The organism is Streptomyces sp. NPDC001153 (genome assembly GCF_053598315.1).
On sequence record NZ_JBSFJZ010000058.1, the window covers coordinates 1 to 16,710 of the forward strand.

The window sequence follows — 16,710 nt, forward strand, 5'->3', positions numbered from 1 at the left end:
TCGGAGACCACGCCGACCACCCGGCCCTCGCCCTCGATCACGGGCAGGGCGCTGACCTGCCAGTCCTGCATCAGCTGCACGATCTCCTTGAAGGGAGCACGCGGCCCCACGGCGGCGACGGTCTGGCTCATGACATCGCTGACGATGCGCGAGGTGCCGTACATGGTGACCTCCGTGCGGGCCTCGGTGGGTGTGCCGTTTCTTCCAGGGTGTGCCGGTGGCGGCAGGACGGGCCAGGGGCCGCCCGGCCCCCGGTCCTGCCGCCGTACCGGGCCCCGGTCCTGGGGTCGGTCGGCTCCCGCGGGGGTCATGTGGCCCCTGATGCCGCCCCCACCACAGCGCCAGCCTGAAGACGGAACCCTCACCCTGGAGGCGGAGACCATGTCCGGAACCGTCACGGCAGGCATCGACGGCTCACCCGAGAGCCGGGCGGCGGCCGAGTGGGCGGCGCGCGAGGCGCTGCTGCGCGGCGTGCCGCTGAAGATCGTGTATGTCAGGGAGCCGGTGCCCAGGTGTCTGGCCGAGAACCCGTTGCCGGCCCCGGAGAGGTACCAGCACTGGGCCGATCAGATGATGCGGGAGTGCGCGGAAGTCATCCAGCTGTGTCACCCGGGCATCACGGTGGTCATCGAGCAGCTCACGGGAACGGTCGCCGACGTCCTGTGCGAGGCGGCGGGCTTCGCCGAACTGCTGGTGCTGGGCTCACGGGGTTTCGGTGGGATCGGCGGGTTCATGGCCGGCTCGGTGAGTCTGGCCGTCGTGGCCCGCGCCGAGCTTCCGGTGGTGCTGGTGCGGGCGGGGGAGCAGGACGAGCACGGGTCCCATCGCGCGGGCGCGGCGTCCGCCGCGGCGCCCGTCGGGCCGGTCGTGCTCGGTCTCGACATCGACGATCCGCACGACACCGTGCTGGAGTTCGCCTTCGACGCCGCCGCACGCCGCGACGCCCCCCTGCGGGTCGTCCACAGCCGGCCCGAGCCGCCGCCCTCCTTCTACCGCTTCTCCGATGACGCCGAGCTGTACGACGCGCTCGCGCACGGACAGGCCGACCTGCTGAGCAAGGTGCTGCGCCCCTGGCGGCAGAAGTTCCCGGACGTCGAGGTGATCGAGGCGAGCCGGAGCGGCAGCGCCGCACAGAACCTCGTCGAGGGCTCCCGCGACGCCTCGCTGGCCGTCGTCGGCCGGCGCATCCGTACCGGCTCGTTCGGCGCCCGCATCGGCCATGTCGTGCACGCCGCCATCCACCACATCGCCGCCCCTGTCGCGGTCGTCGCCCACGGCTGACCGCCACTGGCGTCCGACGAGGCGGCCCTGCGCGGGGCGTCGCTCCGGCTGGTGTACGCGCCACTTCCCGGAGCCGTGGGCCAGGGCTGTGCCTTCGTAGCACTCCCACAGGTATGCGCTCCGGCACGGGCGGCGGGATCGTCCTGGGCGTGCGCGAGAAGCCGGCCGGGTCGGCCGCCGCGCGGTACGCGGTCGAGGGGGCCCTGCTGCGCGGGCTTGCCCTGGAGGCCGTACGGGCCTGGCACGGACCCGTGCCCGTGAGCACGGGGAGTCTGCTGGTCATCGGCGAACCGGGCCGCTTCCAGGAGCGCCGGGCCATCGAGGCGGTGGAGGAGGCGCTGCGGGAGGCCCCGGCCTGGTTGCGGACCCGGCCGCGTACGGTGGAGGGCCCGGCCCGCGAGGCCCTGCCGGCCTCCACCACGCCGCCTGCCCGGTGGCCGTCGTACCGGAGCCCGCCTGAGCCCGCGCAGGGGGTCGTCGTGGGCTCTCCACCGAGGCTGGGCCGAGTGGCCCCGTACGCGGGGCCGAGCGTGGGGCCAATGGTCCGCGGTGGGGCCATGTGGCCCAATTGACAGGGGCCGCCTGTCCAACGAGCGTGAAAGAAGCGCGGCGAGCGACACCAGCGCCGCAGGAGAGGGATGACCGGGCCGGACGCGCGGCACGAGGAGGCAGTCGTGAACGAGCAACTCTCGGTGCGGAGTCTCATGGATGCCGCCCCGTACTCGGTCGGTGACGACGAGAGCGTGCTGATGGCCTGGGAGGTCATGGAGAGGTCCGAGCAGCCTCACCTCCCGGTGGTCCGTGGGGACGGCTGCTGCGCCGGACTGCTGGACCGTGCCGAACTCGCGGTGGCCTGCGCTGCCGCGGCCGCGACGCTGTCCTGCCGCAAGGTGCGCGAGCTCGTCCACGCCCGCCGGACCGTCACGGTCCACCCCGAGGAGTCGGTTCTGCGCGCGGCAGCCGTGATGACCGAGGAACACCTCGACGCCCTGCCGGTCACGGATCCCCGCGGACGGCTGGTCGGCCTGCTCACGGCCCGGGACTACGTGGCGGCCGCCGCAGGCCTGCACACCCGCGCCGGGTCCGCCAGCCGGAGTCCCGCACGGGCCACCCTGGACGGGCTGCCGCCTCGCCGCCCCGCACAGCGACGCGGAATCGTCATTCCGTAGCGGTTCCGCTCATGGGGCCGCTGACCCAGAGAGGAAGGCTGACGTCATGGTCTGGGCATCATGGACCACCCCCGGGGTCTTCACCGGCCGGGGCGGCGCGCGCACCGAGGAGGCGGGGATCGTCGTCGGCGACCTGACCGTCCACACCACCTGGGACGGCAACGAGGCCGACGTGGCGGTGCAGTACACGGGCACCTCCGAATGGTTCACCCTCAGCGGAAGCCCCGTACCCTGTCGTTCCGAGGTGCACAGCCGGCAACTGCACCAGGCTGCCGTGGACGCGGTCAAGGCAGGCGGCGGCACCACCGTCCCGCAACTCTGAGACACCGGGCACGACCCGCGGCACGTGCCGCTGCCGTACGCCGAGCCGGCCGGGCTCCAACTCGCCTGGGCGAAAACCCGATTGCCCATCCACCGCCGGGTGCCCATCCTGCTGGGATGCGGTTTTCCATCAACATCCCCAACTTCGGTGACTTCGCCGATCCCCGCAACGTGGCGACCGTGGCGGCCACCGCCGAAGAGGCGGGCTGGGACGGGCTGTTCGTCTGGGATCACGTACTGCACCGACAGCACCAGGGCCGTCCCTTCGGGGACCCCTGGATGCTGCTGACCGCCGCCGCGCTGTCGACCTCCCGGATCCGGCTGGGCACCCTGCTGACGCCGGTCCCGCGGTACCGTCCGCAGCAACTCGCCCGCCAGGTGGCCACCTTGGACCACCTCAGCGGCGGCCGGGTGATCTTCGCCGCCGGCCTGGGAGGTCCGATCGAGGACGAGTACCGCAGCTTCGGCGACGCCACCGATCCGCGCCTCCTCGCCGAGCGGCTGGACGAGGGACTGGAGCTGGTGCGGCGATTCTGGTCCGGCGAGCCCGTGGACCATCACGGACGGCACTACGAGGTGCGGGACGTGACGCTGGTGCCCGCCACCGTGCAGCGGCCCGGCCCGCCGGTGTGGATCGGCGGGTTCTGGCCGCGCCGCCCGCCCATGCGCCGAGCGGCGCGGTGGGACGGCGCGGTGCCGCTCTTCGAGACGGCCCGCCATGGGTACGTACCGGATGCGGCGGAGGTGCGGGAACTGGTCGCCTATGTGCGCGAGCAGCGTACGGCCGCAACCGAGCGCCCCTTCGAGTTCGTGCTCGGCGGTGCCACGCCCCCGGACCCGGCCAGGGCCAGGGACGTGATCGGCCCGCTCCGCGACGCCGGCGCCACCTGGTGGGACGAGCGCCAGATCCAGACCGGCCCCGACCTGGACCGTCTGGCACCGGTGCTGCGCCGCATCGAGGCGGGCCCGCCGCGGCTGTGAACAGCTACGCCCGCCTCTTCACGCCCCGCCTATGGGCTACGGCTTCCGGGCGAGGCCGCCGTGCTCGGCGACGACCTCCGGGGCGGGGGAACCGGGCTCCGGGCGCCACTGGGTGACCGGGACGACGCGGGGGTCGATCAGTTCCAGGCCGTCGAAGAACCCGGTGATCTCGTCGGCCGTACGCAGGTTGTACGGGACGGCGCCGCTGTCGTCATAGGCGTCCTGGGCCTGCTCGAAGACCGGGTCGATGCCGCGCGAGCCGTCGTTGACGGAGAGGTAACTGCCCGACGGCAGGGCGGCCATCAGGCGGTTGGCGATGGAGCAGGCCTGATCGTAGTCGGCCACGTGTCCCAGGATGTTGCTGAGGATGAGCGCGACGGGGCGGCCGAGGTCCAGCGTCTCGGCGGCGGCCTCGAGGATGCGTTCCGGGGCGGCCACGTTGGCATCGATGTAGGCGGTCGCGCCCTCGGGGGAGGAGTAGAGCAGGGCGCGGGCGTGCGCCAGGACCATCGGGTCGTTGTCGACGTAGACGATCCGCGCCTCGGGGGCGAGCCGTTGGGCGACCTCATGCGTGTTCTCGGCGGTCGGCGGGCCGGTGCCGACGTCCAGGAACTGCCGGATCCCCGCCTCCCGGACCAGAAAGGTGATGTTGCGGCGCAGGAAGGCACGGCTGCTGCGGGCGATGGTGACGATGCCGGGAAGACCGCGGTGTAGGCGTCGCCGGCCTCCTCGTCGACGGGGTAGTTGTCCTTGCCGCCGAGCCAGTAGTTCCAGATCCGGGCGGAGTGCGGCACCGATATGTCGATCTTCTGGCCCATCGCCGTCTCGGGCGTCGTCGCGGGGTCGGCCATGAGTCGTGTCTGTCTTTCCGCGTAGGCATGCCAAGGCGTGGATCATTCACCGCACAACCCATGTGTCCCAACACCCGTCCTGCGCCCAGGGGTTCGGGGATGCGTCGCAGGGACGGCGAGACGGAGCGGACGGAGGGCCGGGGTGCCGGCCGGCACCTCGCCCGGGGAGCGTCGCTCACCTCTCGCAGGCCGTCTCCGTCGCCGGTGTGTCTCCGGCCGTGTCCTCCCCGCGCAGTTCGACAGCACGCATCGGGTTGTGGAGCCGGCACCGCCGCGGTCCTGTCGCTGCCCAGGCCGTTCAGGTAGCCCGCGAGGAACGCCTGGTTGACGCGGCAGATCAGCTCCGGTGCCTTGGCGGCCAGAGGATGAAAGGGGCAGTTGCGCAGTCGTACCAGGGCGGGTGCGGTGCGCTCCGGCTCGAAGCCGAAGTCCTCGAGGGCCTGCGCGGCCACGCTCAGTTCCCGCTCGGCGCCGAGCCGCCCGGGGCGTACGCGCTCGCGTTCGGCACCGCCCAGCGTCTCCCCTCGCCGGTAGGCGACCCGCAGTGCGGCATCGCGGGCCGATTCCCCCTGCGTCTCGGTCAGTACGGCCTCGGTGAGGACGTCCGCCGGCATCTCGTAGCGGCGCTCGGGGATGTGCACGGCGATCGCCGCGGCCACCGGTTCGTACACCTTGGGCCGGCGGCCCACCTTGCGGATCCCCGCGGGCTGTTCGACGCCGGACTGGAGCAGACCCGCAGCCACCAGCTTGTCCAGGTGGAAGGCCGCGAGTTTGCGGGAAATGCCCAGGCTGTCGGCGACCTCCTCGCGGGTCACCGGTCGCCGCGCCTGCCCGATGAACTCGAACATGCTGCGGCGCGTGGCGTCGCCGAGGGCGGCCAGGGAGGACAGCGAGGTGTGATCCAGACCCACTTCGGCAGCGTATCGACCATCAGTTTGGGCGAAAAGTTCCGCCCGGCCGCCGCGCGTCCTCGCGCCTCCCGCGGGGCCGGGAACCCCCGGGTCGTGGTCCCGGGGGTTCCCCGCTGTCCGGCCGGTCGGACTCACGCGCCGTCAGCCGAGCTGGAAGGTCGCCTCGACGGGGTAGTGGTCGCTGGGAGCGTTGGTGTCGGTCTGGCCCGTGGTCCAGCCGGACTGGGGGTCGAAGTCGACCTTGACGGTGGACATCGCGGCCGGCGTCGGGCGGCCCGGCGCGTTGAGATAGCCGAGGTAGTCGAGGTCGTCCCGGTAGTCCTTCGGGAAGGACTCGACGCCCGACATGTACTGGCACCAGGAGGCGACCGGGCAGTCCATGGTCCTCAGGGTCTGACCGGCGTCGGTGGCCGGGGTGCCGAGCACACCGTTCACCGCGGTCTGGGCGTTGGTGTAGTCACCGCGCGCCTGGCCGCCGTAGTACTCCACGTTCAGGTCTCCGCCGATCAGCACCGGCGCGGTCGAGCCGGCGATGCCGTCCACCCAGGTGCGTATCTCGCCGAGCTGGGCGAGCCGGGTGGACTGCGTGGTGTCCGTGGAGGTGTCGGACTCGTCGGCCTGCAGGTGGGTGCCGACCACCCAGCTCTTCACACCGTCCTTGTCGATCTGCACCAGCGCCGCGCCCTTGTTGGCGTGGTAGTCCCACGTGCCGTAGGTGGAGTTGCTGAAGACGTGGGCGTACTGGGCGGTGATCGGGTACTTGGACAGGATCATGGTGCCGCCGTTGATGACGAACCACGAGTTGGAACAGTCACCGCTGATACCCGTCCAGCCGCCGCCGGAGCAGGTCTGGCCGACGACGGGGGTGTGGTACGGGTAGAGATCGGCGAGCTTGCCGGTGATGTCGGCGGTCGAGCTGTTGTTGAAGTCCTCGTCCAGTACCACCACGTCCGCGCTGTGCTTGCGGATGATCGACTCGATGGTCGGGGTGCGCTGCGCCGCCTTCTCGTTCTGGGTGCTGTCGACGATCGCGGTGCCGAGATCGACGTTCCAGGCGAACACCGAGAGGCCGGTGGCCGTGCCGGTGGCGGCGCTCGCGGCGGGGGCCGCGTAGCCGCTGAAGCCGAGCAGCAGAGCTGCCGCTCCGGAGGTGAGGGCGGTAGCTGTACGACGCGAGACCATGCGCTCTCCTGGTGAAGTGGGTAGTCCCCGGACCGTGACCGATTGTTCGATCGCGTACATGACAGAGCGACTGTAGGGTGCCTGCCGGTACGGCCGGGGGAACTTCTCGCGATCCCCTCATGGAGAAAAGGTGTCTGAACAAGTTCACCTTGCGCGGAGTGAATCCCACCGGCCGGAGCCTCTCCTCGCGCCGGACCTGTTCACACAGGCCCTGGGCTGGACCATGCCGGGAAGATGCCGCCCACGGTCGCCTAGGGTGGGTGTATGGGCGGCGGCGTGGTGACGCTGTTCCTTTGCGGTGACGTGATGCTCGGGCGCGGCGTCGACCAGATCCTTCCGCACCCCGGAAGCCCGGAACTGCGCGAGGGTTACGTCACGGATGCCCGGTCGTACGTGGAACTGGCCGAGGCGGTCAGCGGTCCCATCCCCGCACCGGTCCACCCCGCCTGGCCGTGGGGCGAGGCGCTGCGGCTGCTGGAGGAGGTCGTGCCGGACGCCCGGATCGTGAACCTGGAGACGTCCGTCACGCGCAGCGACGCGTTCGTGCCGGGAAAGGCGGTCCACTACCGCATGCATCCGGCCAATCTGCCCGCCCTGACGGTGGCCCGGCCCGACGTGTGTGTCCTGGCCAACAACCATGTGCTGGACTTCGGCCGTCCGGGCCTGGAGGAAACCCTGGACTCACTCGCCGCCGCGGGCCTGCGGACCGTGGGTGCGGGGTGTGACGCCGACGAGGCCGACGCGCCCGCGGCCCTTCCTGTCGGGCCCGGCGGCCGTATCCTGGTCTTCGCCCTCGGCACACTGTCCAGCGGCGTCCCGCCCGACTGGGCCGCGACCACGGACCGCTCCGGTGTCGCGTACGCCCGCGAGCTGTCGGCGTCGGCAGCCGAGGCTGTCGTCCAGCGGGTGCGGCGCGACAAGCGGCCGGGTGACATCGTGGTCGTGTCGGTGCACTGGGGCTCCAACTGGGGCTATCTCGTCCCCCGCGAGCAGACGCGCTTCGCGCGCGCACTGGTCGACGGCGGCGTCGACATCGTCCACGGGCACTCCTCGCACCACCCGCGCCCCGTGGAGGTGTACCGAGGCAGGCTGATCCTCTATGGCTGCGGCGACTTCATCGACGACTACGAGGGCATCACGGGCTACGAGGAGTATCGCGACGACCTGCGGCTCGGCTACCTCGTCTCGGTGGAGGCGGACACGGGGCGCCCGACCGCCCTGCGGATGTTCCCCTGGCAGGCGCGGCGGATGCGGCTGGAGCCCGCCGACGACGGGGACCGCGCCTGGCTGCGCTCGACCCTCGACCGGATCAGCCACGGTGTGCGCATCGGGCTGGAGACCGACGGCACGCTCAGCGTCGTGGAGGGGCTCGCGGGTGCGGGCCGGTGAGCTGGGCCCGGCGATGACGGCCGTGACGCCGTGCAGTTCGTCAGCCTTCTGCTGCTCGCCGGGCGCCGATTGAAAGGCCAACAAGACAGCGCTCCACACCTCGTGCACCATGGCTGAAGGCCTTGTTGGGGAAATGGATGTGATCGTGCGCCGCGGTATCGGCGCCACCACCGGAAGTCCGCCGAGTCCCCTGGGGTGGTGACCAGCACCATGCTGCTACCGGCGAAATCCGAAGTACGCCGTCTGCTGAGACGCTACCGGATGTGCGAGCGCGCCATGGTCGCGGCACCCGCCGATCTCGCGTCGCGTGCCGCATTCGAGGACTCGGGCTACACGCTGTGCGTGCTGATGGGCGAGCGCAATCCGCGGGAGGCGGCGGCCGCCGCCCGGCGCTATCTGTGCACCGACCTGGTCACCTACCTGAGGGAGCGGAACGGGCGGACACGGGCGGCCTCCGTCGGCCGGCGGTCGCGTCGATCCGCTCCGACGACCCAGGACTACCGGGCGGGCTGACGGCTCGCACCGGCACAGCCGTGAAGGGATGAGCGATGACGACTGCGAAGGACATCATGAGCCCGGGCGCCCAGTGGATACCCCGGAACGAGACGCTGGACCGGGCCGCGCAGATGATGCGGGACCACAAGGTCGGCGCGCTTCCGGTCAGCGACCCCGGCAACGGCGACCGCATGTGCGGCATCATCACCGACCGCGACATCGTGGTGAAGTGCATCGCCTCGGGTCACGACCCCGCCCGGATGACGTGCGGTGACCTGTGCGAGGGCACGCCGCGCTGGATCGACGCCGCTGCCGACATCTCGGACGCCCTGCGGGAGATGGAGGGCCACCAGATCAAGCGCCTCCCGGTGGTGGAGAACAAGCGCATGGTCGGCATGATCAGCGAGACCGACATCGCCCGGCACCTCACCGACGACCAGCTCGCGGAGTTCGTCCATCGCGTGTACGCCCCAGCCTGATCGTGGAAGAGAGCATCTCCCGGCGCCGACGATTCGGCCGTGTACGCCGGCTCCTGTCAGCGGAGCCGGCCGGCCGAGTCGTCGGCGGAACCTTTGACGGCTGACGGATCCTTGACCGCTGCTTCGGCCTCCGCGATGCTGTGTTGCGAAACGTGAGAGGTGTGCCGTAATAGGCAACATCTCGATCCTCTGTGAGCCGAGGAGTGGCCATGACGCAGCAGGTCCGTGGTGTCGTCGCGCGGAGCAAGGGCGCCCCTGTCAGTCTGGAGACGATCGTCGTGCCCGACCCCGGCCCGGGCGAGGCGGTGGTCAAGATCGAGGCCTGCGGGGTCTGCCACACCGATCTGCACTACCGCGAGGGCGGCATCAGCGACGACTTCCCGTTCCTGCTGGGGCACGAGGCCGCGGGTGTGGTCGAGGCGGTCGGCGAGGGCGTCACCGACGTGGCCCCCGGTGACTTCGTGATCCTGAACTGGCGCGCCGTGTGCGGTCAGTGCCGGGCCTGTCTGCGCGGGCGGCCCTGGTACTGCTTCAACACGCACAACGCCAGGCAGAAGATGACCCTGGCCGACGGTACGGAGCTTTCGCCGGCGCTGGGCATCGGCGCGTTCGCCGAGAAGACGCTCGTCGCGGCCGGCCAGTGCACCAAGGTCGACCGGGCCGCCTCGCCCGCCGCCGCCGGGCTGCTCGGCTGCGGCGTGATGGCCGGCCTCGGCGCCGCTATCAACACCGGGAACGTGGGCCGCGGGGACACCGTCGCCGTCATCGGGTGCGGCGGTGTGGGCGCCGCGGCGGTCGTCGGATCGCGGCTGGCCGGCGCGGCGAAGATCATCGCCGTGGACATCGACGACCGCAAGCTGGACACCGCCAAGAAGCTGGGCGCGACCCACACGGTCAACTCCAGGCAGACCGACGCGGTCGACGCGGTGCGCGAGCTGACCGGTGGCTTCGGCGCCGACGTCGTCATCGAGGCCGTCGGACGCCCGGAGACGTACCAGCAGGCCTTCTATGCCCGCGACCTCGCCGGCACCGTCGTCCTCGTCGGCGTCCCCACCCCCGAGATGAAGCTCGAACTGCCCCTGCTGGACGTCTTCGGCCGCGGCGGCGCCCTGAAGTCCAGCTGGTACGGCGACTGTCTGCCCTCCCGCGACTTCCCCATGCTCATCGACCTCTATCTGCAGAGCCGCCTCGACCTGGACGCCTTCGTCACCGAGACCATCGCGCTGGACGAGGTCGAGAAGGCCTTCGAGCGGATGCACGGCGGGGACGTGCTGCGTTCGGTGGTGGTCCTCTGATGGCGGGCGCCCGCATCGAGCGTCTCGTCACCTCGGGAACCTTCTCGCTGGACGGCGGCACCTGGGACGTCGACAACAACGTGTGGATCGTGGGTGACGACACCGAGGCGGTCGTGATCGACGCCGCGCACGACGCCGATGCCATCGTCCGGGCCCTCGGCGGCCGCACCCTGCGGGCGATCGTGTGCACCCACGCGCACAACGACCACATCGACGCCGCGCCCGACCTGGCCGCCCGGACCGGCGCCCCGGTCCTGCTGCACGCCGACGACCTGCCGCTGTGGAAACAGACCCATCCGGACCGGGCGCCCGACGGCGAGCTGACCGACGGCCAGCGCCTCACCGTCGCCGGAGTGGAGCTCACCGTCCTCCACACCCCGGGACATGCCCCGGGGGCCGTCTGCCTGTACGCCCCGCACCTGTCCGCGCTGTTCAGCGGCGACACGCTGTTCGCCGGCGGGCCGGGGGCCACGGGACGGTCGTACAGCGACTTCCCGACCATCATCCGGTCGATCAGGGAACGGCTTCTCGCCCTGCCGGACGACACCGTCGTGCACACCGGCCACGGCGACACCACCACCGTCGGCGCCGAGGCGCCGCATCTTCAGGAGTGGATCGAGCGCGGCTTCTGACCGCCCGGCGAACGGCGGCCCTGCCCCGGTGGCGTACCGATGCGGACGGCACCGGCGGCAGGGCCGTCGGCGCGCCTCGCACCGCCCCTGATACGCCTGCTGACCTGCGCTTTCGAGGTCGCTCCGGCGTGCCCGGACATCGGTCGCCGGACGCCGCGGAAACCGGCCTCTGGATGCCTTGACAAGCCTTCAGAGCGGCCAGCAGACTGACGTTGCGCTAATCGCAATCCGTTTCGCTATACGCACCGAGGTGTCATGATGATTCCCGCGTGCCGTCTCGCGGATCTGCCGCGAGGCGAGGCCCACCGGCTCGGCATCGACCCGCCGGTCTCGGTCTTCCACACCGACGACGGCGAGCTCTTCGCCATCGACGACACCTGCACCCACCAGGACGCGTCGCTCGCCGACGGCTGGCTGGAGGGCTGTGAGGTGGAATGTCCCCTGCATGCCTCGAAGTTCGACCTGAGGACCGGAGCCGTGGACGCCCCGCCGGCCAAGCTCCCGGTCCGCACCCACGAGGTCGTCGTCGAGGACGGCATGGTCTATGTGCGGCTGTCCACTCAGGCGCCCAACCTGCCGCCGTGCGTCGCCGCCCGCCTGGCCGGAGGCCCGGCGTGAGGACCGTCGCCGTGGTGGGCGCCTCGCTGGCCGGTCTGTCGGCCGCGCGCTCGCTGCGGAAGCGGGGGTACGACGGCCGGCTGGTCGTCGTCGGCGCCGAGCTCCACCGCCCGTACGACAGGCCGCCGTTGTCGAAGGAGTTCCTTGCCGGTGCCATCGGCGAAGCGGAACTGGCACTGGAGCGGGACGACGAGGAACTCCGGGCGGAGTGGGTGCTCGGCGCCCGCGCCACCGGGCTCGACCGCACCGAGCGTGCGGTCCGGCTCGCCGACGGCCGGGAGATACGCGCCGACGGCGTGGTCATCGCGACCGGCGCCGCCGCCCGCACCCTGCCCGGCACCGAGGGCCTCGCCGGCGTCCATGTGCTGCGCACGCTCGACGACGCCCGCGCCCTTCGGGACGACCTGGCCCGGGGCGGACGGCTGGTGGTGATCGGCGGCGGGTTCGTCGGCGCCGAGGTCGCCTCCACGGCGTATGCCCTCGGTCTCGACGTGACCGTGGTCGAGGCGGCGCAAACGCCGCTGGCCGGACCGCTCGGCGAGGCCATGGGCCGGATCGTCTCCGCCCTCCACGCGGATCACGGCGTGCGGCTGCTGTGCGGGGTGGGGGTCAAGGGGCTGAGCGGGGAGCGCCGGGTCGACGCGGTGCTCCTGGAGGACGGTCGCAGCATCCCCGCGGACACCGTGGTCATCGGCGTGGGGGCGCGCCCCTGTGTCGAGTGGCTGGAGGGCTCCGGTGTCGCACTCGACAACGGCGTGAAGTGCGGCGCCGACGGCCGCACGAGTGTGGCCGGGGTGGTCGCCGTGGGCGACTGCGCCAACTGGTACGACCCGCACACCGGGGCCCACCGCAGGGTCGAGCACTGGACCGGCGCGCTGGAACGGCCGGACGCCGCCGTCGCCGCGCTTCTCGCCCACGGTGCGACGGAGCCGGGTGTGCCCCGGCCGCCGTACTTCTGGTCCGATCAGTACGGCGTGAAGATCCAGTTCGTCGGCCATGCCGCCGGGGCCGACAGCGTGACGGTCGAGGAGGGCTCGACCGACGACCGCAGTTTTCTGGCCGTCTACCGCAGGGCCGACCGCCCGGTCGCCGTCCTCGGCATGAACCAGCCGCGGCTGTTCACCCGGCGGCGCAAGCAGTTCGCCTCCGCCACGTCTTGACACCACCCCTGCGGCAACACATTCTGCGTTGCACATGAAACGCAGTGTTGCTCCATACACAACGCCGCCCGAAGTGGCTCTTCCCGGCGCGTGACCTATCGATCCACGACGTTTCCCGAGGAGTGCACCGTGACCTCGACCAGCCTGCCGGACAGCCTGATCGCCACCCTCCCCGGCTCCGCCTACACGGATCCCGGCATCTTCGCCCAGGAACAGGAGCGCATCTTCGAGGCGATGTGGTTCTGCGTCGCGCGCTCGTCCGACCTGGCCAGGCCCGGCGCCTTCCGCACCGTGGACGTGGGCCGCGAGAGCATCCTCGTCACCCGGGCACGGGACAACTCCATCCGCGCCTACTTCAACGTCTGCCGGCACCGCGGGGCCAAGCTCTGCACCGAGGAGACGGGCGAGGTCAAGCGGGCCTTCCAGTGCCCGTACCACGCCTGGACCTACGACCTGAACGGCAAGCTCGTCGCGGCGCCCAACCTGACCAAGATGCCCGACGTCGGCCGCACCGAGTACGGCCTGGTCGGCGTCGCCGTCCGCGAATGGCTCGGCTATGTCTGGATCTGCCTGGCGGAGAACCCGCCCTCCTTCGAGGAGGACGTGATGGGGGCGGTGGTCGAGCGGCTGGGCGACACCGAGTCGATCGAGCGCTACGACGTCGCGAACCTCTCGGTGGGCAGGCGGATCGTCTACGACGTCAAGGCGAACTGGAAGCTCATCATCGAGAACTTCATGGAGTGCTACCACTGCGCCACCATCCACCCCGAACTCACCGAGGTCCTCCCGGAGTTCGCCGACGGCTACGCCGCCCAGTACTACGTCGGGCACGGCGCCGAGTTCGGTGCGGACATCCGGGGCTTCACCGTGGACGGCTCCGAGGGGCTGGACCGCATTCCCGGGGTGTCCGAGGACCAGGACCGCCGGTACTACGCGATCACGGTCAAGCCGCAGGTGTTCATCAACCTCGTGCCCGACCACGTGATCTTCCACCGGATGTACCCGGTGGCCGTCGACCGCACGATCGTCGAGTGCGACTGGCTGTACCTGCCGCATGTCGTGGCGAGCGGCAAGGACGTCAGCCGGTCCGTGGAGCTCTTCGACCGGGTCAACCGCCAGGACTTCGACGCCTGCGAACGCACCCAGCCGGGGATGGGCTCACGGCTGTACGCCAAGGGCGGTGTGCTCGTGCCCAGTGAGCACCACATCGGCGCCTTCCACGACTGGGTGAACGAGCGCCTCGGCACGCACAACCCGGAATGACGGGGTGCCCGTGGCCCGCGCGGGGGGCGAGCGCGGGCCGTACGGCGGTCGTACCGTGTGCGCTCAGCCCAGGTAGCCCATGCGGTGGCTGATCTCCTCCGCGCCCTTGACCAGTACCGGAGCCAGCTCGTGCATGCGCTCCTCGGTGAACCGGTAGGAGGGCCCGGAGGCGCTGATCGACGCGATGACCTGGCCCTCCCGGTCGCGGATCGGGGCGGCCATGGCGTGCAGCCCGATCTCCAGCTCCTCCAGCGTCCAGGCGTAACCGCGCTCCCGGGCCTCGGCCAGGTTCCTCTCCAGCTTCGCCTTCGAGGAGATCGTGTGCGGGGTCAGCTTCTTCAGGCCGGTCTCCGTCAGCAGCGCGCCGCGTTCCCTGGCGGGCAGGTGGGCCAGCATGATCTTGCCGCTGGAGGTGGCGTGCAGCGGGGTCAGCTGGCCGACCCAGTTGTGTGCGGTGACGGCGGCCGTGCCGCGCACCTGGTAGAGGTTGATCGCGTAGTGCTCCTGCATCACGGCGATGTTGACCGTCTCGCCGATCTCCTCCGCCAGGCGCTCGCACACCGGCCGGCCCTGCTGGGTGATGTCGATGCGTCCCGTGACGGCGCCCGCCAGGCGTACGATGCCGAAGCCGAGCGAGTACTTGCCGCGCTCGCCCGACTGCTCCACGAGGCCGCGCGCCTCCAGAGCGCCGAGCAGACGGAACGCCGTCGACTTGTGCACATCGATCTCGGCGGCCACCTCGCTCACGCCGGCCTCGCCGCGCTGGGCCAGGATCTCCAGGACGCTGATGGCGCGGTCGACGGACTGCACTCCGCCGGACGGTGGCCCGTTCGTTTCGGTATCCGGACTGTAGTTGCTCATAGCGAAACTATACGCGCAGTAAACAACTTTGCTGCAAGCAACGCACTGTGAACAAAGTTCTTACAAGTTGCGTGTTTCGCAACCTAGTGCGTATAGCGATACCCGTACTAGCATGCCCGCACATCAACGGCGCGAGCGAGACGAGGCACCATGGCTCCCCTGCAGTACGACTTCGTCATCGTCGGCGGTGGATCGGCCGGCAGCGCACTGGCGAACCGGCTCTCGGCCGACCCCGGCAACCGGGTGCTGGTCCTGGAGGCCGGCCGCTCCGACTATCCCTGGGACGTCTTCATCCACATGCCCGCGGCGCTGACCTACCCCATCGGCAGCCGCTTCTACGACTGGAAGTACGAGTCGGAGCCCGAGCCCCACATGGGCGGCCGCCGCATCTACCACGCCCGCGGCAAGGTGCTCGGTGGCTCCAGCAGCATCAACGGCATGATCTTCCAGCGCGGCAACCCCATGGACTACGAGCGCTGGGCGGCCGATCCCGGCATGGAGACCTGGGACTACGCCCACTGCCTGCCGTACTTCCGCCGGATGGAGAACTGTCTGGCGGCCGACCCGGACGACGAGTTCCGCGGTCATGACGGCCCCCTCGTCCTCGAACGCGGCCCCGCGACCAACCCGCTGTTCACGGCTTTCCTCGAGGCCACCCAGGAGGCGGGCTACGCGCCGACGGACGACGTCAACGGCTACCGGCAGGAGGGCTTCGCCAAGTTCGACCGCAATGTCCACCGCGGGCGCCGGCTGTCGGCCTCCAAGGCCTACCTCAAGCCCGCGATGAAGCGGCCGAACCTCACGGTGAGGACGCGTGCCCTCGTCACCCGGGTGCTCTTCGAGGGCAAGCGGGCCGTCGGCGTGGAGTACCGGCGCGGCAGGGGCGCTCCCCAGCAGGTCCGCGCCGGCGAGGTCATCCTGTGCGGCGGCGCGATCAACTCCCCGCAGCTGCTGCAGCTCTCCGGTGTCGGCAACGCCGGCGAACTGTCCGCCCTCGGCATCGACGTCGTCCACGACCTGCCGGGCGTCGGCGAGAACATGCAGGACCACCTGGAGGTGTACGTCCAGTACGCCTGCAAGCAGCCCGTCTCCATGCAGCCGTACATGGCGAAGTGGCGCGCTCCCCTCATCGGGCTGCAGTGGCTGTTCCGCAAGGGCCCCGCGGCCACCAACCACTTCGAGGCGGGCGGCTTCGCCCGCAGCAACGAGGACGTGGACTACCCCAACCTGATGTTCCACTTCCTGCCGGTCGCCGTCCGCTACGACGGCTCCTCGCCGGCCGGCGGCCACGGGTACCAGGTGCACGTCGGACCCATGTACTCGGACGCCATCGGCTCGGTGAAGATCAAGAGCAGGGACCCGCGGGACAAGCCCGCGCTGCGCTTCAACTACCTGTCCACCGAGCAGGACCGCCGGGAGTGGGTCGAGGCGATCCGTGTCGCCCGCAGGATCCTCGGCCAGCCCGCCCTCGCCCCCTACAACGCCGGCGAGATCTCGCCCGGCCCCTCGGTCGAGACCGACGAGGAGATCCTCGCCTGGGTCGCCAAGGAGGGCGAGACCGCCCTGCACCCGTCCTGCACCTGCAAGATGGGCACCGACGAGATGTCCGTCGTCGACCCGCAGACCATGCGGGTGCACGGCCTCGCCGGACTGCGCGTGGTGGACGCCTCGGTGATGCCGTACGTCACCAACGGCAACATCTACGCGCCGGTGATGATGATCGCCGAGAAGGCGGCCGACCTCATCCTCGGCAACGAGCCGCTGGAGCCCTCCAAGGCCGCGTACTACCGGCACCGCGACGGCCAGAAGCAGGCCGGGTAGA

17 protein-coding genes and 2 pseudogenes are annotated in these 16,710 nt (G+C 70.9%); 14 read left to right on the forward strand and 5 right to left on the reverse strand.

Annotated features, from left to right (window positions below; all coding sequences use genetic code 11):
• Positions 1-311 (reverse strand): CBS domain-containing protein (locus ACWDEN_RS41725; protein ID WP_450863166.1); only part of this gene is annotated, 311 nt, incomplete at its 3' end.
• Positions 312-381: 70 nt separating this feature from the next.
• Between ACWDEN_RS41725 and ACWDEN_RS41730 the strand changes: the two genes are divergently transcribed.
• The 5 genes from ACWDEN_RS41730 (at position 382) to ACWDEN_RS41750 (ending at position 3,752) form a co-directional block, all read left to right on the forward strand.
• Positions 382-1,281, forward strand: coding sequence for a universal stress protein (locus tag ACWDEN_RS41730; RefSeq protein WP_351618076.1), 900 nt, complete (start codon positions 382-384; stop codon positions 1,279-1,281).
• Between the two features lie 113 nt (positions 1,282-1,394).
• The gene (locus tag ACWDEN_RS41735) at positions 1,395-1,853 is read left to right on the forward strand and encodes a hypothetical protein (protein WP_351618073.1); all 459 of its coding nucleotides are present in this window, start codon (positions 1,395-1,397) and stop codon (positions 1,851-1,853) included.
• Between the two features lie 102 nt (positions 1,854-1,955).
• Entirely contained in the window at positions 1,956-2,450 is a 495-nt protein-coding gene (locus ACWDEN_RS41740; protein WP_351618070.1) for a CBS domain-containing protein, read from the forward strand.
• A gap of 46 nt (positions 2,451-2,496) precedes the next feature.
• Complete coding sequence (locus ACWDEN_RS41745; protein WP_351618067.1) at positions 2,497-2,772, forward strand: hypothetical protein; 276 nt, start codon at positions 2,497-2,499, stop codon at positions 2,770-2,772.
• Between the two features lie 116 nt (positions 2,773-2,888).
• The gene (locus ACWDEN_RS41750; protein ID WP_351618064.1) at positions 2,889-3,752 is read left to right on the forward strand and encodes an LLM class flavin-dependent oxidoreductase; all 864 of its coding nucleotides are present in this window, start codon (positions 2,889-2,891) and stop codon (positions 3,750-3,752) included.
• A gap of 36 nt (positions 3,753-3,788) precedes the next feature.
• Here ACWDEN_RS41750 and ACWDEN_RS41755 read toward each other — a convergent pair.
• The 3 genes and pseudogenes from ACWDEN_RS41755 to ACWDEN_RS41765 form a co-directional block, all read right to left on the reverse strand.
• A pseudogene (locus ACWDEN_RS41755) lies at positions 3,789-4,603 on the reverse strand (SAM-dependent methyltransferase).
• Positions 4,604-5,388: 785 nt separating this feature from the next.
• Positions 5,389-5,451, reverse strand: a pseudogene (locus ACWDEN_RS41760) (hypothetical protein); the annotation flags it as partial.
• A gap of 204 nt (positions 5,452-5,655) precedes the next feature.
• On the reverse strand, positions 5,656-6,696 hold the full coding sequence (locus ACWDEN_RS41765; RefSeq protein WP_351618062.1) for a sphingomyelin phosphodiesterase: 1,041 nt from the start codon (positions 6,694-6,696) through the stop codon (positions 5,656-5,658).
• 264 nt (positions 6,697-6,960) lie between these two features.
• Between ACWDEN_RS41765 and ACWDEN_RS41770 the strand changes: the two genes are divergently transcribed.
• The 8 genes from ACWDEN_RS41770 to ACWDEN_RS41805 all read left to right on the forward strand — a co-directional run bounded on the left by ACWDEN_RS41770 (position 6,961) and on the right by ACWDEN_RS41805 (position 14,027).
• Positions 6,961-8,085 (forward strand): CapA family protein, encoded by a 1,125-nt coding sequence (locus tag ACWDEN_RS41770; RefSeq protein WP_351618059.1) that lies wholly within the window; start codon positions 6,961-6,963, stop codon positions 8,083-8,085.
• Positions 8,086-8,283: 198 nt separating this feature from the next.
• The gene (locus tag ACWDEN_RS41775; protein ID WP_450863170.1) at positions 8,284-8,598 is read left to right on the forward strand and encodes a DUF5133 domain-containing protein; all 315 of its coding nucleotides are present in this window, start codon (positions 8,284-8,286) and stop codon (positions 8,596-8,598) included.
• Positions 8,599-8,633: 35 nt separating this feature from the next.
• Positions 8,634-9,059 carry a CBS domain-containing protein gene (locus ACWDEN_RS41780; protein ID WP_351618056.1) on the forward strand — a complete coding sequence of 142 codons (426 nt, stop codon included), beginning with the start codon at positions 8,634-8,636 and terminating at the stop codon, positions 9,057-9,059.
• A gap of 209 nt (positions 9,060-9,268) precedes the next feature.
• Positions 9,269-10,354, forward strand: coding sequence for an S-(hydroxymethyl)mycothiol dehydrogenase (locus ACWDEN_RS41785; protein ID WP_351618053.1), 1,086 nt, complete (start codon positions 9,269-9,271; stop codon positions 10,352-10,354).
• Entirely contained in the window at positions 10,354-10,986 is a 633-nt protein-coding gene (locus tag ACWDEN_RS41790) for an MBL fold metallo-hydrolase (protein WP_351618050.1), read from the forward strand. Before ACWDEN_RS41785 ends, ACWDEN_RS41790 begins: the two co-directional genes overlap by 1 nt.
• Before the next feature lie 255 nt (positions 10,987-11,241).
• Positions 11,242-11,604, forward strand: coding sequence for a bifunctional 3-phenylpropionate/cinnamic acid dioxygenase ferredoxin subunit (locus ACWDEN_RS41795; RefSeq protein ID WP_351618047.1), 363 nt, complete (start codon positions 11,242-11,244; stop codon positions 11,602-11,604).
• A complete protein-coding gene (locus ACWDEN_RS41800; RefSeq protein ID WP_351618045.1) occupies positions 11,601-12,764 on the forward strand; it encodes an NAD(P)/FAD-dependent oxidoreductase in 1,164 nt (387 codons plus the stop codon). The genes ACWDEN_RS41795 and ACWDEN_RS41800 overlap by 4 nt, the downstream gene beginning before the upstream one ends.
• A 129-nt stretch (positions 12,765-12,893) precedes the next feature.
• A complete protein-coding gene (locus ACWDEN_RS41805; RefSeq protein ID WP_351618042.1) occupies positions 12,894-14,027 on the forward strand; it encodes an aromatic ring-hydroxylating oxygenase subunit alpha in 1,134 nt (377 codons plus the stop codon).
• A gap of 63 nt (positions 14,028-14,090) precedes the next feature.
• Here the strand turns inward: ACWDEN_RS41805 and ACWDEN_RS41810 are convergent, their stop codons facing one another.
• The gene (locus ACWDEN_RS41810) at positions 14,091-14,888 is read right to left on the reverse strand and encodes an IclR family transcriptional regulator (protein WP_351618039.1); all 798 of its coding nucleotides are present in this window, start codon (positions 14,886-14,888) and stop codon (positions 14,091-14,093) included.
• A gap of 150 nt (positions 14,889-15,038) precedes the next feature.
• Here ACWDEN_RS41810 and betA point away from each other — a divergent pair, with 150 nt between their 5' ends.
• The gene (gene betA / locus ACWDEN_RS41815; protein WP_351618036.1) at positions 15,039-16,709 is read left to right on the forward strand and encodes a choline dehydrogenase; all 1,671 of its coding nucleotides are present in this window, start codon (positions 15,039-15,041) and stop codon (positions 16,707-16,709) included.
• Position 16,710: the final 1 nt, after the last annotated feature.